General features: G+C 64.9%; 16 protein-coding genes and 1 pseudogene. 8 read left to right on the top strand and 9 right to left on the bottom strand.

Translation table 11 applies throughout. The features are described from left to right. Window positions 1–95: 95 nt before the first annotated feature. The gene (locus ABEA33_RS05780) at window positions 96–692 is read right to left on the bottom strand and encodes a TetR/AcrR family transcriptional regulator (protein ID WP_345525727.1); all 597 of its coding nucleotides are present in this window, start codon (window positions 690–692) and stop codon (window positions 96–98) included. 288 nt (window positions 693–980) lie between these two features. Between ABEA33_RS05780 and ABEA33_RS05775 the strand changes: the two genes are divergently transcribed. Both ABEA33_RS05775 and ABEA33_RS05770 read left to right on the top strand, forming a co-directional pair. Then, complete coding sequence (locus ABEA33_RS05775) at window positions 981–2585, top strand: class I adenylate-forming enzyme family protein (protein ID WP_345525726.1); 1605 nt, start codon at window positions 981–983, stop codon at window positions 2583–2585. A 23-nt stretch (window positions 2586–2608) separates the two neighbouring features. Beyond that, window positions 2609–3565 carry a quinone oxidoreductase family protein gene (locus ABEA33_RS05770; protein WP_345525725.1) on the top strand — a complete coding sequence of 319 codons (957 nt, stop codon included), beginning with the start codon at window positions 2609–2611 and terminating at the stop codon, window positions 3563–3565. 123 nt (window positions 3566–3688) lie between these two features. Here ABEA33_RS05770 and ABEA33_RS05765 read toward each other — a convergent pair whose 3' ends face one another. Both ABEA33_RS05765 and ABEA33_RS05760 read right to left on the bottom strand, forming a co-directional pair. Then, window positions 3689–5137 (bottom strand): aldehyde dehydrogenase family protein, encoded by a 1449-nt coding sequence (locus ABEA33_RS05765; RefSeq protein ID WP_345525724.1) that lies wholly within the window; start codon window positions 5135–5137, stop codon window positions 3689–3691. A 76-nt stretch (window positions 5138–5213) separates the two neighbouring features. After that, window positions 5214–6509 (bottom strand): oxygenase MpaB family protein, encoded by a 1296-nt coding sequence (locus ABEA33_RS05760; protein ID WP_345525723.1) that lies wholly within the window; start codon window positions 6507–6509, stop codon window positions 5214–5216. Between the two features lie 230 nt (window positions 6510–6739). Here ABEA33_RS05760 and ABEA33_RS05755 point away from each other — a divergent pair, with 230 nt between their 5' ends. Further along, window positions 6740–7897: an acyl-CoA dehydrogenase family protein gene (locus ABEA33_RS05755; protein ID WP_345525722.1), complete on the top strand. Its 1158-nt coding sequence runs from the start codon at window positions 6740–6742 to the stop codon at window positions 7895–7897. 796 nt (window positions 7898–8693) lie between these two features. Here the strand turns inward: ABEA33_RS05755 and ABEA33_RS27410 are convergent. Next, window positions 8694–8886, bottom strand: a pseudogene (locus ABEA33_RS27410) (transposase); the annotation flags it as partial. 917 nt (window positions 8887–9803) lie between these two features. On the opposite strand from ABEA33_RS27410, the gene ABEA33_RS05745 reads away from it, so the two are divergent. After that, a complete protein-coding gene (locus tag ABEA33_RS05745) occupies window positions 9804–10079 on the top strand; it encodes a helix-turn-helix transcriptional regulator (RefSeq protein WP_345525720.1) in 276 nt (91 codons plus the stop codon). A 190-nt stretch (window positions 10080–10269) separates the two neighbouring features. Here the strand turns inward: ABEA33_RS05745 and ABEA33_RS27405 are convergent, their stop codons facing one another. The 4 genes from ABEA33_RS27405 to ABEA33_RS05735 all read right to left on the bottom strand — a co-directional run bounded on the left by ABEA33_RS27405 (window position 10270) and on the right by ABEA33_RS05735 (window position 12874). Further along, the gene (locus ABEA33_RS27405) at window positions 10270–10623 is read right to left on the bottom strand and encodes a helix-turn-helix domain-containing protein (RefSeq protein ID WP_425577344.1); all 354 of its coding nucleotides are present in this window, start codon (window positions 10621–10623) and stop codon (window positions 10270–10272) included. Continuing rightward, a complete protein-coding gene (locus ABEA33_RS27400) occupies window positions 10505–10822 on the bottom strand; it encodes a helix-turn-helix domain-containing protein (protein ID WP_425577343.1) in 318 nt (105 codons plus the stop codon). The genes ABEA33_RS27405 and ABEA33_RS27400 overlap by 119 nt, the downstream gene beginning before the upstream one ends. A gap of 228 nt (window positions 10823–11050) precedes the next feature. Beyond that, window positions 11051–12109, bottom strand: coding sequence for an NAD(P)-dependent alcohol dehydrogenase (locus ABEA33_RS05740; protein ID WP_345525719.1), 1059 nt, complete (start codon window positions 12107–12109; stop codon window positions 11051–11053). Window positions 12110–12208: 99 nt separating this feature from the next. Then, entirely contained in the window at window positions 12209–12874 is a 666-nt protein-coding gene (locus tag ABEA33_RS05735; protein ID WP_345525718.1) for a TetR family transcriptional regulator, read from the bottom strand. A gap of 437 nt (window positions 12875–13311) precedes the next feature. Between ABEA33_RS05735 and ABEA33_RS05730 the strand changes: the two genes are divergently transcribed. Continuing rightward, on the top strand, window positions 13312–13563 hold the full coding sequence (locus ABEA33_RS05730; RefSeq protein WP_345525717.1) for a hypothetical protein: 252 nt from the start codon (window positions 13312–13314) through the stop codon (window positions 13561–13563). A 297-nt stretch (window positions 13564–13860) separates the two neighbouring features. Here ABEA33_RS05730 and ABEA33_RS05725 read toward each other — a convergent pair whose 3' ends face one another. After that, window positions 13861–14232: a helix-turn-helix domain-containing protein gene (locus tag ABEA33_RS05725; RefSeq protein ID WP_345525716.1), complete on the bottom strand. Its 372-nt coding sequence runs from the start codon at window positions 14230–14232 to the stop codon at window positions 13861–13863. A gap of 419 nt (window positions 14233–14651) precedes the next feature. On the opposite strand from ABEA33_RS05725, the gene ABEA33_RS05720 reads away from it, so the two are divergent. From ABEA33_RS05720 to ABEA33_RS05710, 3 genes are all read left to right on the top strand, one after another. Then, window positions 14652–15053, top strand: coding sequence for a PaaI family thioesterase (locus tag ABEA33_RS05720; RefSeq protein ID WP_345525715.1), 402 nt, complete (start codon window positions 14652–14654; stop codon window positions 15051–15053). Window positions 15054–15129: 76 nt separating this feature from the next. Next, complete coding sequence (locus ABEA33_RS05715; RefSeq protein ID WP_345525713.1) at window positions 15130–15894, top strand: SDR family NAD(P)-dependent oxidoreductase; 765 nt, start codon at window positions 15130–15132, stop codon at window positions 15892–15894. 43 nt (window positions 15895–15937) lie between these two features. Continuing rightward, the coding region (locus ABEA33_RS05710) for a hypothetical protein (protein WP_345525711.1) at window positions 15938–16206 on the top strand (269 nt) is incomplete at its 3' end.

The raw sequence follows: 16206 nt of genomic DNA, 5'->3' as shown, positions 1-16206 counted from the left end.
GTCAAGCACAGTATGGCACGCGCGAGCTGGCGAGAGAACGGCCGAACACGGATTGTTCAGCGACGCGCGCCGCCACTGCGATGGATCCGGCGGCCTCAGGTCGCGACGATGCCACCGACAATGAACTGCTTGACGTACACCTCGAGTTCGGCGTCGTCCTTTGCAAGCACCTCGGGATGCGTGATGAGCCAGAACTGCTGGTAGGTGATCCACCGCACGAGCTGGCGATGGTCGACGCCTGGCTTGATCACACCAGCATCCGCGTACTTCCCGAAGATCGGAAGCCAGATCTCCTCGAGAGCCTCGAGAACGACGGGGACGCCGAAGATCAGTTCTGCCATCCGTGGAGCAATGAGAGGGTCGAGAACCGGATCAATGAGGGGAAATTGCCTCCCGACGTCAAGTTGCGCCATGAACAGATCGACGAACTTCTGATGGCTCGGCTTCAAGCGCGCGAGGTCCCGCATCCGTGGCGCATGGTTGGCCCGAAGCTCCATGGCAATGAGCTCGGCGACCAGGTCGTCCTTGCTGCGGAAGTGCTTGTAGACGGTCTGTCGTGAGATGCCAGTCGCTCGAGCGACATCTTCCATCGTCAACTTCGCAATGGTGAACCGCGGGAGCAACTCTGCCGCGGCCGCCATGATGCGGGCGCGCGTGTCGACCTCGGGTCGCGCTCGCCCCGCCTTCGCCATCGCCCCTCCTCCGAACATCGCCGCCACCTCGTCGCAGCATTGCGCTCCCGGCGAGCCTATCGCCCTGGCGAACCCTCGACCGCAGAGCCGCGCCCAGGGTTTACATGGGTGACATTTCACAGGTATTGTCGTATGTCACTTCCTGTACGCGAAAGGTTCCACCGTGGGCGCCGCATATCCCTCCGCCTCGCCAACCGTCCGATCGATTGGATCTCTGTCATGAACTCCGGAACAGTCAAGGGTTGGCCCACGGGCCTGCCGCGATCCTTGGACTATCCAGAGGTTCCGGTGGGCGAACTCCTGCGCGGCGCGTCGCAACGGTTCGGTGAGCGCATTGCGATCCGTCACGGAACCGATGTCCTCACCTACTCGAGCTTGTGGCAGCGCTCCTGCGCTTTCGCGCGGGCACTGGCTGACCACGGCGTGGGCAGCGGACAGACCGTCACCCTGCACCTGCCGAACTGCCTGGAGTACGCGATCGCCTACTACGGCGTCATGCTCGCGGGCGCCACGTTCTGCCCTGCGAATCCGTTGCTGCCGAAGGCCCCCCTCTCCAAACAGCTTTCTGACGCTGGCACCGTTGCCGTGGTCACCCACGCGGGCGCCATCACTCCTGTCGAGTCGGTCCTCGGCGAACCTGAGGTTGGCGAAGCAGTTCGACTCGTGGTCATGGTGGGTGGCGAGCCAGGCCCTGGTCAGGTGGCATTCGACTCCTGCGCACCGTCCGACTCGCCAGCCAGTGAACCGCCTGCGGTCGACATCGACGTACGGCGAGACCTCGCCCACATCTCATACACGGGCGGAACGACCGGGCTGTCGAAGGGCGTCGAGCTGACACACCGCAACGTGGTCTGCAACGTGCTGCAGTACGTCGCCTGGAATCACGGGGCGGTTCCTGCTACCGGCGAGTCCGACGTCGTCACCGTCGACCAGGTCGGGTCCGAAACGGATTGGCCAGTTCGACTGGGCAACGGAGTTCTCATCAATCTCACGCCCTGGTTCCACGCGATGGGCTGCATCGGGTCGCTCACCGTTCCGTTGGTCGCCGGGGTCACCGTGATCCTGCACGACCGATTCGACCCCGCGACCTACCTTGCCGACGCAGAACGCTGGCGGGTGACGTCGATGAGTGGCGCGCCGGCGATGTTTGCCGCGCTGCTCGCGGAACCCGACATCGGCAAGAGGGACCTCGGATCAGTCCGCGCCCTGAGCTCGGGCGGGGGCCCGTTGCCTCATGAACACATTCGACTGTTGAGCGAGCGCCTGCCCGGCGTTGTGGTCTGCGAGGGATACGGATTGACCGAGGCCACGATGGGCGTGGCCTCGAATCCGACCGCCCGTTCTTCGACGCAGAAGCTCGGCACCGTCGGCGTCCCGGTCTTCGACACCGAAGTTCGCCTCATGGACCCGTCCACCGGTCGAGAGTGCGGGCAGGGCGAGGCTGGCGAAGTACAGGTGCGAGGCCCCCAGGTCATGGTGGGTTACCGGAACCGACCGGAGGAGAACGCCGAGAGCCTGGTGGACGGGTGGCTCCGCACGGGCGACATGGGCAAGTTCGACAGCGACGGATACCTCATGATCGTGGACCGCCTGAAGGACATGCTCATCTACAAGGGCTACAACGTGTATCCCCGCGAGATCGAAGAGCTTCTCATTGCCCATCCCTCTGTTCGGGCGGCCGCCGTCGTCGGACGCCCGAATGCCTCCGTCGGCGAGTTCCCGGTGGCGTTCGTCGTCCCCGCAGGGCACATCGACGTGGACAAAGTCACCGCACACGTCAATGCACAACTCCTGCCCTACAAGCGGATCCGTGAAGTCGTCGTGGTCGACCAGATCCCCGTCTCCGCGGCCGGCAAGGTCCTCAAGCGCGACCTTCGCGACCAGCTGCGCTAACGATCGATCCTCAAGGAACTTCCATGTTGGCTGCATTCGTCGAAGTGTTTGATCCCCAGCATCCCGTCAGCGCCCTCCGCGTCGCCGATCGCCCAGACCCTGCCACACCGCCTGGCTGGACGGTGATCGAGGTGAAGGCGGCCTCGATCAATCACCACGACATCTGGTCACTGCGCGGCGTGGGTCTCGACGCCGGGAAGCTTCCGATGGTGCTCGGCTGCGACGCGGCAGGGATCGATGCGAACGGGCGCGAGGTGATCGTCCACGCCGTCGTGACGGACCCGGTCGACTCCGCAGCGCCGGGGCGGCCGTCGGTGCTGTCCGAGCGCCACCAGGGAACGTTCGCGCAGTTCCTCGCGGTGCCTGCCGCGAATCTGGTCCCGAAGCCTGCCAGCCTTTCCTTCGCGGAGGCAGCATGCTTGCCCACAGCATGGCTGACGGCCTACAACATGCTGTTTCGACAGGCGTCCCTCTCGCCCGGCGACACGGTTCTGGTCCAAGGCGCAAGCGGCGGCCTTTCCACTGCCCTCCTCGCCCTGGGGAATGCGGCGGGATTCAGGATGTGGGCCACCGGCCGAAGCGAGGACAAGCGCAGCCATGCGCTGGCCCTCGGCGCGCAATCAGCCTTCGAACCGGGCCAGCGGCTCCCTGCCCGGGTCGACGCGGTCATGGAGTCCGTTGGCGCCGCCACGTGGGAGCACTCCCTGAAGGCCTTGCGCCCCGAAGGCACCGTCGTGGTCGCGGGCGCGACGTCCGGCTACATGGCACAGACTGAGCTGGGGCGCATTTTCGCCAATCGCCTGAAGATCGTCGGCACAGCCATGGGCTCACTTGCCGACCTTCGCCGGTTGGTCTCCTTCTGCGACGTCAAGGGCATCAAGCCGCATGTTCACAGCGTCGAACCACTGACGAATGCAGTCCGTGCCTTCCAGACGGTGCTGGACGGGGACGTCCGCGGAAAAGTCGTCCTCCAACCCTGATCGAGACCGTCTCCACCAAAGCCACAGGGCCCCGCCGGTATGAACCAGCGGGGCCTTGCTTCCAACTCTCGAGTGGCTGACGCCGACGTGCGACGTACCAGGTTGGCTCGGCCGTGGGGCTTGTCAGAGAACCTTCCGAATGATGCGCGCCTTCGCCTCAGTGTGGGGCGGGTAGAGCAAGGGGATGTCCGGGCGCGTCCAGGTACGAACGACCGACTTCAGGTGGGAGAAGGTGTCGAACCCCCACTTGCCGTGGTACGACCCCATGCCACTGTTGCCGACGCCGCCGAACGGGAGCTGCGGGGACAGGCAGTGCAGCAGCGCATGATTGATGACGATGCCGCCGGCGCTCACGTCCCGTACCACGCGGGCATGGTCATTTCGATTGCCACTGAACAGGTAGGCAGCAAGCGGCTTGGGACCGCGACCGACGTGGGCGATCGCGCCGTCCAGCGATTCGACGGTGACGATGGGAAGGATGGGTCCGAAGATCTCCTCTGCCAGCACAGCAGAGTCGGGCGACGGGTCGAGGATGACAGTGAAGTCGATGAGGCATCGCTCATCGTCGACGGTCCCGCCTGCAATGACCTGACCGCCATGATCTGCCTGGATGAGAGCGAGCAAGCGGTCGTACTGGCGCCGGTTGATGACCGGCTGTCCGTCGGGGCGCTCCTCGGTGAAGGCAGTCACCGTCGCGAGCAGCTTCTCGAGGAACGGCTTTTGGACGGCACGATCGACGATGACGTAGTCGGTGGTGATACAGGTCTGCCCCGAGTTGGCGAGCTTGGACCAGACGATCCGTCGAGCAGCGACGTCGAGGTCCGCATCGGCGGTCACGATGGCGGGCGACTTGCCTCCCAGTTCGAGAGTCACCGGTGTGAGGGTCGCCGACGCGGCTTCCATGATCTTCTTCCCCGTTTGGGGCGAGCCGGTGAACAGGCAGTGATCGAAGCCCTGGGCAAGAAGGGCCTGCGTGACCTCCACTCCCCCTTCCACCACTGCGACCGCGTCGGTGTCGAGGTACTTCTCGACGAGATCCTTGATCGTCCGCGAAGAGGCTGGCGCCAACTCTGACGGCTTGACGACCACGGCATTGCCGGCAGCGAGTGCGCCGACGAGCGGACCGAGGGTGAGGTAGAAGGGGAAGTTCCAGGCACCGATGACCAGAACGGTCCCCAGCGGCTCACGCTCAATGAAGCCCCGGCTCGGCCAGGTCGAGAACGGAAGGAGATGGCGCTCTCTCCTGGCCCACTTGCGGAAGTTCTTGAGCGCATCACGGACCTCGATCCGCGTCGTTGCAATGTCCGCGGACCACGCCGCGCCGGGGAACCTGTCGAGGTCCTCCCCCAGCGCCTTGGCGATCGCGGCTTCCTCCGTCTCCAGCATCGTCAGCAGCTGTTGGAGCTGGCGCTCACGCCATGCGAGGCTGCGCGTCCGCCCGGTGGCGAAGGTCTCCCGAAGTCGGGTGACGGTCACCGAGGGGAGCTCCTGCGCGCTCAGGTCCGGCGCTGGAGGGTCCATCAGCGGCCGGCCGATGGGGCGCGTTGTCGCGGGAGCGGTGGAGGTCGTCATTGGCTTTGAGCTTCCTGTGTGGTTCTACTCGCCGGTACGCGATGGGGTGAGGTCAGGGAGGGCCGCGCTCGGCGGCTCATTGCCCCTTCTTTCGCATGGCAGCAGAAGAAGTGGAGTTGGCAGCGAGGCGCGCGACGACGTCCTCCGCGGGAGCAACCTCGGTGTCGCCGTCGTTGAGTTGGATCGCGACACCGAACTCATCAAGCGCTTTCAGGGCGGCACGTTCGGCGTCGTAGCCAGGGCGGCGGCGGTTGATCCAGTCGTAGGTGCCGACGATCGGCTTCATGACGGGCACGGCGACCCGTAGACGGTTGTTGGGAATGGCGAGCTGCTCGCAGATGTCGTCACCCGCCCAACCGCGCATGAGGCCGTAGGTCAGCTGCCGCTTCTGATCGGGGGTCAACCGCTTGTCCAGAAACGGGGGAAGAACCTCATAGCCTTCGATGGTCTCCTCGCACATGTAGTCCGACAGGGACTTCATGAGGGTTCGGCAACCGTCGTCGGCGGGGTGCTCGACCATGCGAATGATGTCGGACTTGCGACGGAGGTCGTCCCAGCTCGTGAAGTTGATGTCTTCGGGGATCCCCATGACGTGACCGATGTATCGCCAGAGCGCGACGATGTCGTCGATCTCTTGCGCGGAGTACTTGATGCCGACCTTCTGCAGTGCCTTGATGACCGACTCGCTGAAGAGCGTGCCCATCGTGTAGATCGCTGATCCGTTGTCGACGGAGATGCCCCAGTCGTCCCAGTCCCAGTTCGCGTCGCGGCTGCAGTGGTAGCGGACGGCAGCGTGGATGTGGCGTACCTCCATGGTCATGCGGAAGCCGTCGCCATTGCGCCTCATGCCGTCGGGCTTCGATGCGTTGGCGGCCCAGCGCAACGTTTCGATGAGGCGACGCCCGACCTGGTCGCGGTCGATGAGGCGGCGGCTGAGGACGAGTTCTCTTGAGCCGCCGTACGTCCGGAATCCCGCACCGATGGCCCCGTAGGCGAGAGCCATGACCACGAGCTTGCCCGGGCGCCAGTAGGCGGTGCTGCCTCGTCGAAGCTGGTTCCAGTCGACCCAGCTTGGGACGGTGTCGACGTGACGGAACAAGTCGACGAGTTCTGGAGGCGCCGCGTCCACCGCGTCGACCCCTTTGGCAACGGCCTGCATCCAGGCGTCGCGTCCCAGCTTCTCGCGCTTCATGGCAGAGAACGCCCGGTAGCCGAGCTCATCCCCGACGTTGAAGTGATCCGTGAGGTGGTTGACCGGACCGCGACCAAAGCGAGCGACGGCCGGCTCGTAGTTGACGGTGCGCCCGAGGTTGCGCCCCAGCGGAAGGTCGGCCGGCACGTCAGTCACGGCCTCGGTGCAGATCAGCGTCATCGGGTTCCTCCGAGTTCGGCCCGCGAGCTGTTCGCCGCGAGTCTCGTGTGGATAGATAGATTACATCTTCTGTAATCTGTCACACAAGAGTCGGATCAACCAGAACCGATACGCGGGCGAAACATCAGGGCGCGGGGCTAGTCCTTGGCCGACCACACACTGTACGGTTCGGATTACGAATGACAGTTCTCGTCATCTGTCATCCATCTCTCGAGGATGAGGAGCTATCCATGCGGACCAAGATCTACGACGAGGACCACGACTCCTTTCGCGCCATGATCAGTGACTTCATCGCCAAGGAAGTGGTTCCTCACCACGACAACTGGGAGCAGCAGGGCCACGTCCCCCGCGACTTCTACAACCGTCTCGGCGAACTCGGAGTCCTCGGCATGCAGGTTCCCGAGCAGTACGGCGGAGGCGGCGAAACGAGCTTCAAGTACAACGCCATCGTCATCGAGGAGGCAGCCGCCGCAGGCGTGACCTTCGGCGGGTACTCGGTCCACACCAACCTGATCCTGCCCTACCTGATGGACCTCGCGACAGACGAGCAGAAGCAGCGCTGGCTCCCGGGATTCGCCACCGGAGACACGATGTTCGCGATCGCGATGACGGAGCCCGGCACCGGATCAGACCTCGCCAACATCGCCACCAAGGCAACGCTTTCAGCCGACGGCACTCACTACGTTCTCAACGGATCAAAGACGTTCATCACCGGCGGCGCCCAAGCCGACGTCGTGCTCGTCGTCTGCCGCACCAGTGCGGCCGACCCGAGCGATCGCCGCGCCGGCCTGACCATCCTCTGTGTCGACACCAACGCTGATGGATTCGCCGTGGGCAAGAAGCTGCCCAAGATTGGCCAGAAGGCCTCCGACACCGCTGAGTTGTTCTTCGCCGACGTCAAGGTTCCGGTCGGCGACCGGCTCGGCGACGAGGGCCGGGGGTTCTACTACCTGGGCAACAACCTTCCCCAGGAGCGTCTCACCATCGCCCTCGGCGGCGCAGCCACCGCCGAGGCTGCCATCGACTTCGCGACGCAATACACACAGGCGCGTACGGTCTTCGGGCAGTCCGTGGCTTCTTTCCAGAACACCAAATTTGTCCTGGCTGAGTGCTCGGCGGAGGCGACCGCTGCGCGCTTGATGGCCGATGCCGCCCTGACAGCCCTCGATCTCGGGACCCTCTCGATCGCCAACGCAGCGCGCGCAAAGCTCTTCTGCACCGAGGTCGCGGGCCGCGTCATCGACAAGTGCCTGCAACTCCACGGCGGCTACGGCTACATCACCGAGTACCCGATTGCCCGCTTGTACGCGGACTCTCGAGTGACCCGCATCTACGGCGGCACCAGCGAGGTCATGAAGACGATCATCGCGAAGGACCTCGGCCTGTAGCGGGTCAGCGCAGGGGAGCGACGGAGCCAGCCGGGGCGATGTGAAGTACTCCACTCGATCAGTGAGGGTCGGCGCACATCACTTAGGTGACATGCAACACATCGTGTAGTACGACTGTAGGCACGAAAGGGTAGCCGGGTCCACGGAGGAGGCCGACCGCGCTCCGAATGTCACCTGGTTCTACAGCGTCAACTCAGAGGACAGCGCGTCACGCGTCGCTGCCTTCAAGCTGTTGTATGGATGCTCGCCATCGGACTCGGAGCAGAGCCCACGTGAATCGCGGCTCTCCCGCCACCCCGTGACCAGCGACCGCTGTCGACCTCGCCGTCCTCCACCCCGACACCTTCCTTCCGGCGCGACGGTCGGTGAGGTGCGTTCGTACTTCGACGCCAGCGACAAGGTCCACATGGCACTGGTCGTCGACGCTGATGGCATCCTGCTCTCGGCGGTGACGCGAGCGGACCTCGATGAGCACACCCTCGACCATCGCCTCGCCGTCACCATCGGCTCGCTCGGCTCGCGAACGATCGAGGCAGACATTCCTGCAGAGCTGGTCGCCGCGAGCATGGACGGGTGTGCCGATCGCAGGCTGGCGGTCGTTGACGGTCGTGGCGGCCTCATCGGTCTGGTCTGCCGCAAGGCGTCACGATCGGGCTTCTGCACAGACGAAGGTGTCGCCGAGCGCCGTGCCGCACGAGCATCGATTGCGGTGACGCCGTCGGACATGGCGAGCAGCGGGTGTGTCAGACATGCTGTGTCGGCCATCCTGGCTAACTCAGACCCAGGCCGGTCGCCGTTAGGTCATGGACAGAGTGTTCAGGATGCTCTTCCAGCCGTTGATCTGGCCAGCGCGGGATTGCGCCGATTCTCTCACGTCGTTTGGTCGCCAGATAGGGCACCTTCAACGCTGGCTGCTCGTCGGGGAAGTGCCCTCGGCGCCGAGTCGCTGCACGGAACCTGGCGTTGAGCGACTCGATGCCGTTGGTGGAGTCAGGTCGGCAGCCAGGGTGATACGAAGAAGTGATAGTCACGCTGCCGGAATCCTGTCCAGGAGCGGTCTGGCGTGATCGACGGCGGCTCGAAACATCACCACTGACTCGCGGTCTACCGTCGCTCGTCGAGTTCTGAGGGGTCTGCGGGCCCTATCAACCAACCGGCGGATGTCGTTGTGCGACAGCCACCCCGGAACGCGACGAACTGCCACCGCATGCCGGCTCGCCTGCTCCTACGGCGAGCGCTTCGGCTCACTGCCGTCCGTGCACGTCCACCGAGCGCCGTCCGAATAGTTCGGAAGGAGTGGTGGTCACGTCCGCTCAATCACTGGGCGCTTCCACCCGGCCCGGGGCCCGCTCCCCCGAACGACCACCGAGGACAGCAACCGTCAGTCGACGTCGACTACCACGACGAGCCCAGCGTCGGAGCCGCTTGCGTTGCACAGGTGATACAAGTGGAGGAACGACGTCGACCTTTGCGCAGGTCAGCATGGGTCAGTCAGTCAGCACTACGACATCTGACCGGGCCTCCGGCTGCGGTCGTTCAGCAACGCCGAACGACCGCAAAGAACGGCCGCTGACCTGCAGAAACGCCGCCGAGCGACCCTTTTGTCGCTCGGCGGCGTTTGCTGTTGGTAGCCGCTCGTCTGTTACAAATCCGGTACAAGTCTCAGACGCGCCACCCCTTGGTGCACGGTTCGCCCGGCTCCGTCAGGGAAGGTCGCCACAGCGGTCCCGAACTCGGTCCGTTGCCCGAGCCACGAGCGTGGCATCGCACCGTTCGGCGACCACCACCGCGACTCCCGAGTCAGCTCACTGCCACATCACTTGCATCTGCGTGATCGCTCCGGTGCCTCCGTCGGACGTAGGTGACTGTTGACCGAATCTCCGTCAACGCCGCAAGGAGGGGCTTGATGATGGCAACGAACTCGAACGTGCCGGCTGTGGAACCGGGAATCTTTGGGCCGCGGCGTCGCGGAGACCGCGCAAGCCGGGCACCCAGGCTGGTCGAGGCCCAAGAGCTATGGGACATCGACGATGCCGCTTCCCACCTGGGCGTGACCAAGCAGACCATGCACTCCTGGCGGACAACAGGTTACGGCCCGGCCGGCTTCCGTGTCGGCAAGCACCTGCGCTGGCGGGCAGCAACCGTGATCAATTGGACGGTGCGACTCGAGGAGAATCAGTGATCCCGACAGGCCACCAGCCTGACCCGGAATCGACTCCATCGCCACCAGCGAGCAGATGCTCCGATGGGATTGAGCGCTTGCACGCACCGAACGTCCAGGTCCATGGGACCACAGATCATGCGGACTTTTCGGTACGAATTTCCCCTGGTGGATTACGGACAAACTCGGAGCCACCCGCTTGTCTGCGGCGCTAGACCTGCCGGCTCCGCAGGCGCTGCTGTCGGGCTTCCTGGAAGGCCGCGGCGACGACGTCAACTGCGTCCGCTAACCCACGCGCGAGACTCTCAAGCTGCGTGGCTGCTGGGAGTCGGGTCCAACGGCCTTGCTCCCAGGCGTAGTAGGTCGGCACAGCCACGTTGACGGCCGCAGCCAGCTCGGGCACCGTCAGCCCCGCTTTCAAACGAAGTGCCCTGAGATCAGGAACCTCACCATCTATGTGAATGAGACGAAGGGTCGGGATGTCGAGCGCTCCAGCAAGCTTGACCAAGAAAATCAGGCCGAGGAACCGACGCGCCCAGCTCCCAACGAGAGATGCGCTCCCCACCGGCGACACCAACGAGACGCGCCAACTCATGCTGGGTCAGGCCCGCCTCCTCCCGGGCGGCGCGCAGCACTGAGGGGTCGAGTCCAAGGACCTGGTCGTGTTGCGAGCCTTCATGTACATACGGCGAGCCTCCAAGGCGGGTGTTCAGTTCGCTGATATCAGACGAGGCAACATCAATCTCAAGAAGTCGGGGGCGCACCCGCCGAGCGGCCTACCTCCAGGGCGGGGCTCGACCAGGCCAAGCAGCAGGTCCAGGACGGCGAGCTGGTCTCCCTCGACGACGCCGCACGACGCCAGGGCGTCGTCCGATGAGACGTCTGGGGGTGGTGCTCATCGGACGGCGAGAGGTGCTGGATCAGCAAGGAGGGAGGTGCGGCATGTGCCGAACCTCCCTCCCCCTGGCCAGTTCATCCAGCCGCTGGGTCACTCAGTCGTCCGAAGACGGTGCCCCCGGCACGAGTACTGCCCGTCCGGGGACCTGACCCGTGGCGAGGCGCTCGAACACCTCATTGATGGCCGAGAGCGGGTGCTGTTCGATTGCCGACACCAGGCGTCCGGAGTGGGCGAGGGCGAGCACCTCTTCGAGCTCGTTCCGGGTACCCCAGTTGCTCGTCGTCATCACGGCCTCGGCGGCGAAGCTGAAGAACGAGTACGGGAAGCTGCCGCCCGCGAGTCCGACGAGCACGAAGATGCCGAGGCGGTCCACCGCTTCGGCACCGAGGGCCATGGTCGCGTCGATCCCCACGAAGTCGAGAACAGCCGCTACCCCGTCCTCGCCGGCAGCAGCGCGGATCTGCTCCGCGGCATCAGCATCTCGGGGGTCAACGGTGACGTCGGCGCCAAGCTCGCTCGCGGTCTCGCGCTTCTTCTCATCGGTGTCGACGACGATCACCTTCGCTGGGGAGAGCAGCTTCAAGAACTGGACCCCGTACTGTCCGAGTCCTCCGGCGCCGATCAGGACCGCGCTGGTGCCAGGCACGAGATGGGGCAGCGCTTTCTTGACCGCCGAGTAGGGCGTGAGGGCGGCGTCGGTGAGAGCGGCCGCTTCTGCGGGGTGAAGTGCGCCAGCCTGGAGCAGGTGACGCACGGACGGCACGACCATGTACTCCGCGTACCCGCCCTCCGGTCCCATTCCGCCCCACAGGAACGTGTTGCAAAGCTGTTCCTTGCCTCCGAGGCAAAAACGGCAGTGGCCACAGCCCCAGCCGCCGAACACGACAACCGCGTCGCCGACTTCGAACCCGTTGTCTTCTGCACCGGGGCCGAAGGACTCGATCCAGCCTGCATTCTCGTGGCCCAGAGTGTGCGGGAACGCCACCCCCGGAATGTCGCCGGACTTGACGTGCAGGTCAGAGTGGCACGCCCCCGCCCCACCGATCCGGATCAGCACCTCCCCGGGCCCAGGTTCCGGAGTAGGAACGTCCTCGATGACGAAATCCGACCCTGCTTCGTGCAGTCGTGCTGCTTTCATGGTGCGCGTCCTCATTAATTCACAGATCAGCCCTGCGCTGGTCTTGGCTTGGGATGGTGTTGTCACGGTCGCCTGGTTGCCCTGCGATCGCGGGGGGTGCGATTCGCCGATGCGTCAGTGCTGTTCGATCAGGGCATTCGGTTCGTACCTCCCCGTCGGGTTCGTGTGCGGAGGTGTGCCACTCATCCGCTGGGATGCCGCTTGGGCGGCTACGAGAGCTCCTGACGTGAACTGCGCGAGGGTCTGCACGTAGGCGGTCTCGGGATCAGCGTCCGCTGTGACCATGTGCTCGAGGGCGATGCGAATCGAACTCGTCACGGCTGCGGCAGCGGCGCGGGCGGCAATTGAGTCCGCCGCCAACCCGAGCCGGGGCGCCAACAGGGGCGCGACCGACAGCTCGCCGTCATGCACCTTGCGTATGAACACCGACCACATCTCCGAGTCACGGAACACGAGGGGGAACAGCTGTCGGGTCCGCTCAGCCGACTCACCGAGCAAGCTCGCCCGGAACGCTCGACGCAGCACCTCTGTCAAGGCGAGGTTCGGATCGGCTTCGACGATCACCGCATTGGAGCGTCGAATCGACCAGTCGAACACGGGACCGACGGACTCCGCTTTGATCGGGAAGTACCGATGGAACGTTCGCTGCGAGATCCCGATCTCGCTCACGATCTCCGCGATCGTCAGGTCCGTGGTGCCCCGGGCGCTGAACAGTGCACAGCATCGTTCAGATGCGCGAAGGCGTGCACCCTCTCGTGGCTCGAGTTCGCGCGCCGTCACGGAGCCGATGGTACGCCTGCTTGGCAGAAACTGCCACGCGATCCCGACTACCTTGATAGGCGGAGGTTCTCCGCTACACGGGGTTCCTCGCAACGAGGCAGCCACAGTTGTGAGCACTTCGCTTGGTGTCGGCTTTCTCGCTTCGCTTCGCTTCGTGTCGTCAGGGGGCGGGCGGATTTGCTCCGCTGCGCTGGATTGCTCGTAGACCGTCGAGGGATCGGGATGTGCACAGCAAGACGGCGCCGATCAGTCCGATGGCCGATGTGATGACAATGGCGGTCGTTGGGGCCTGGCTCGTGCTGCCGGTGGCGGCGACTACGACGGTCACAACGGCGAGACCGACAGCCCCACCCATCTGGAGCGCCGTGTTGAACACTGATGCCGCGAGTCCCTGCCGCCCCGGCTCGGCACTGCCCATCGCCGCCAGATTTAAGAGCATGAGTGCCGAAGGCGGCGCCGTCGCCACGTCCGACGATCACGACGGCGATGCAAACGACCTGGCCGCCAAGGACGGCTCCTACAAGATCGTCGAGGAGTGCTCGATGCCCTACACAGGGCGCGGCGTCGTACAACGGACCATCACCGACCTGCGCCCTGGACGTCACCCCCGAGGGCTGCGCCTTGTCGAGTTCGCTCCCGGCGTCTCACAGGACGAGGTACGAAGCAAGACCCAGTCTCCTATTACCTGAGGATACGTACGGCTCCTGCCCTTGCCCGGCTCTGACCACATAGCGCATGTGCTCGTGGCCGCCGTGGGTAGTCGAGTCTTTGAACCGCGGGCTCTTTCCTCACTCCCCCTGACTGCGAGATCGCACGCGCGGAGATGACGCCCGCCGCGACTGAGTCCTGATGGCGTGCCACTCACGTTGAATGGCCGAGCCGCGACATAGATCTGCGCTCGCCCAGACGTGGCCTACCGGTCGCGCGTTGCCCTCCCCTGAGCTAGCGAAGCTAGGTTCCCGGAACTTGGGCGTTCGTCTTGAGTTTTAGGCTGCCGTTCCTAGGCGTGCTCGGTTGGTGTAGCTCTCGACGTCGCGGTCGATGGTGGCCAGGGCGCGCTGTAGGTCGGGTGGGGCGGGTGGTTGGTCGGCCACGATGAGTGGTGCGAGGAGCCGGTCGTGGACTTTGATGCAGAAGATCGCGATCCGTTGGCCCTGCGCGGTGAGGTCGTAGGTGTTCGTTCCGGGACGCCGGCGGATCAGGCCCTTCGTCCTCAGTCGGGCGAGGTCGTAGCTCATCTGGTTGACGGTGTAGCTGGTGGTCGGGACGCCGAGCAGATGGGACACCTGGGTGCGGAGGCTCCGGTTGGTGAATCCGAGGGCGTTCAGGCCGACACACAGGGCGCCGAACAGGGCCATGACCCGAGGATCTCCGAACCGTAGTGCGGGCGACCTCCTGCCATCCTCGGTGAGGGTGGACTGTGCGACCCGCTCAAACGGCTCACACTTGGAAACGACATAGATGTCGGGAACGTCATAAGCAAATCAAGTGGAGATTGTCGACGCTTGCAGGCGGGGATGTCAGCGCCGGACACCGTTGCACACAGACATCACCTCGCCTGCGGCGCCGAGTACGGCACAGCCGCCAGCACTTTCAATGGAACGACTACCCCCGGAGCAAGACAGCCCGGCCCAGCAACGCTCGCCCTGGTTCGGCGGCCAGGGCGCACCGTAGGTTTTACCTCGCGTACGCTGCCGAACTACCCATCGTGTCCCTGGCAAGCAGCTATCACTCACCCCGGCGCTGGGCGCTTCACCCGTGCGGAAAAGGAGGATTCATGACAGACACTGCAATCAGTCCTGCAATCGGGCCGTTCGCGGAGTGGCTGGGTCTGGAACTGCAACATGCAGATGGCGACCGCGTCGTTGGGGCGTGGACAGCCCGTCCCGCCCTTCATCAGCCTTACGGCATCCTCCACGGAGGAGTCCACTGCGCGGTCGTCGAGGCGGTGGCGAGTGTCGCCGCCGCTCTGTGGCTGGGCGAACGAGGACGAGTCGTGGGAGTCAACAACAACACCGACTTCTTTCGCGGCGTCGGCGAGGGCGCCATGACGTCGACCGCCACGCCAGTTCACCGCGGGCGCTCGCAACAGGTCTGGCTCGTCGAGACGTTCGGCGACGAGGACGGGCGGCTCGTCGCCCGAGGCCAGGTCCGCATCCATAACCTCTACCCCGAGTAGCCCTGGACCCATCCCCTTCATCGCGGAAACCATATCTGCTATTGCCACTAGGTGTAGTCACAGATAGCGTCGCCTCATGAATAGCACCCTCGACCTCTTCCGCCTCGACGGCCGCGTTGCGATCGTGACCGGCGCTTCGTCCGGACTCGGTGTGGGCTTCGCCCGAGGCCTTGCCGAAGCCGGCGCCGACATCGCGCTTGGCGCACGACGTCTTGATCGGCTCGACGAGACGCGCGACATGATCGAGTCCCTCGGCCGCCGCTGCATCGCGGTGCGAACCGACGTAGCCAAGCCTGAGGAGTGCCAACGGTTGGTGGATGCCACGGTGGAAGCCTTCGGACAGGTGGACATCCTCGTGAACAACGCCGGTGTCTCCTCTGCCGTCCCTGCTTCGAAGGAGACACCGGAGGACTTCCGGGGGGTCATCGACATCAATCTGAACGGCTGCTACTGGATGGCGCAGGCGTGCGGTCGGGTGATGGGACCGGGCAGCAGCGTCATCAACATTTCGAGCGCTCTCAGCGTGACGACCGCGGGTCTCCCCCAGGCCGCCTATACGGCCAGCAAGGCTGGCCTACTGGGACTGACCCGCGATCTCGCTCAGCAGTGGGGATCGCGTAAAGGGATCCGAGTCAACGCACTCGCGCCGGGGTTTTTCGAGTCCGAGATGACTACCAGTTATCGGGAGGGCTATCTCGATGCTCAGTTGAAGCGCATCCCGCTGGGTCGGATGGGCACGGCTCCGGAGATCACTGCGGCCGCCGTGTTCCTTGCGTCGTCGGCGTCAACCTATATGACCGGTCAGACGATGCTCGTCGATGGCGGACTGACGATCGCCTGACCGCGCCCGTGACCTCTGGAGCGATACACACGCAGGCGCCGAGATGAGTCGCGGGCACGACGTCGTGGCGGCGAAGGAGGCAGTGACGTCCCAACAGATCCGCCGTGCCCTGGCCCGGGCGGTGCGCGGTGCCGCACTGGACGTGGGCGAGGCCACCGTCCTGCTCGCGGCGCGGGGTGCGGACCTCGACCGGCTCACCGAGGCGGCCGCGAAGGTGCGCGACGCCGGCCTGGTGGCAGCGGGGCGACCTGGTGTGGTCACGTACTCGCCCAAGGTCTTCATCCCGGTCACGAAGCTGTGTCGCGACCGGTG

Origin of the sequence: Nocardioides endophyticus (assembly GCF_039543845.1) — a bacterium.
Taxonomy (GTDB): Bacteria; Actinomycetota; Actinomycetes; order Propionibacteriales; family Nocardioidaceae; genus Nocardioides; species Nocardioides endophyticus.
Note: the sequence above shows the minus strand (reverse complement) of the source record. Positions and strands in the feature narration are given on the sequence as shown.

Coding starts and splice junctions, on each gene's coding strand:
- ABEA33_RS05780 (WP_345525727.1), bottom strand. CDS start 692: ATGGCGAAGGCGGGGCGAGCGCGACCCGAGGTCGACACGCGCGCCCGC.
- ABEA33_RS05725 (WP_345525716.1), bottom strand. CDS start 14,232: ATGGCCCTGTTCGGCGCCCTGTGTGTCGGCCTGAACGCCCTCGGATTC.
- ABEA33_RS05765 (WP_345525724.1), bottom strand. CDS start 5,137: ATGACGACCTCCACCGCTCCCGCGACAACGCGCCCCATCGGCCGGCCG.
- ABEA33_RS05720 (WP_345525715.1), top strand. CDS start 14,652: ATGACAGACACTGCAATCAGTCCTGCAATCGGGCCGTTCGCGGAGTGG.
- ABEA33_RS05740 (WP_345525719.1), bottom strand. CDS start 12,109: ATGAGGACGCGCACCATGAAAGCAGCACGACTGCACGAAGCAGGGTCG.
- ABEA33_RS05715 (WP_345525713.1), top strand. CDS start 15,130: ATGAATAGCACCCTCGACCTCTTCCGCCTCGACGGCCGCGTTGCGATC.
- ABEA33_RS05770 (WP_345525725.1), top strand. CDS start 2,609: ATGTTGGCTGCATTCGTCGAAGTGTTTGATCCCCAGCATCCCGTCAGC.
- ABEA33_RS05760 (WP_345525723.1), bottom strand. CDS start 6,509: ATGACGCTGATCTGCACCGAGGCCGTGACTGACGTGCCGGCCGACCTT.
- ABEA33_RS05730 (WP_345525717.1), top strand. CDS start 13,312: ATGAGTGCCGAAGGCGGCGCCGTCGCCACGTCCGACGATCACGACGGC.
- ABEA33_RS05745 (WP_345525720.1), top strand. CDS start 9,804: ATGATGGCAACGAACTCGAACGTGCCGGCTGTGGAACCGGGAATCTTT.
- ABEA33_RS05755 (WP_345525722.1), top strand. CDS start 6,740: ATGCGGACCAAGATCTACGACGAGGACCACGACTCCTTTCGCGCCATG.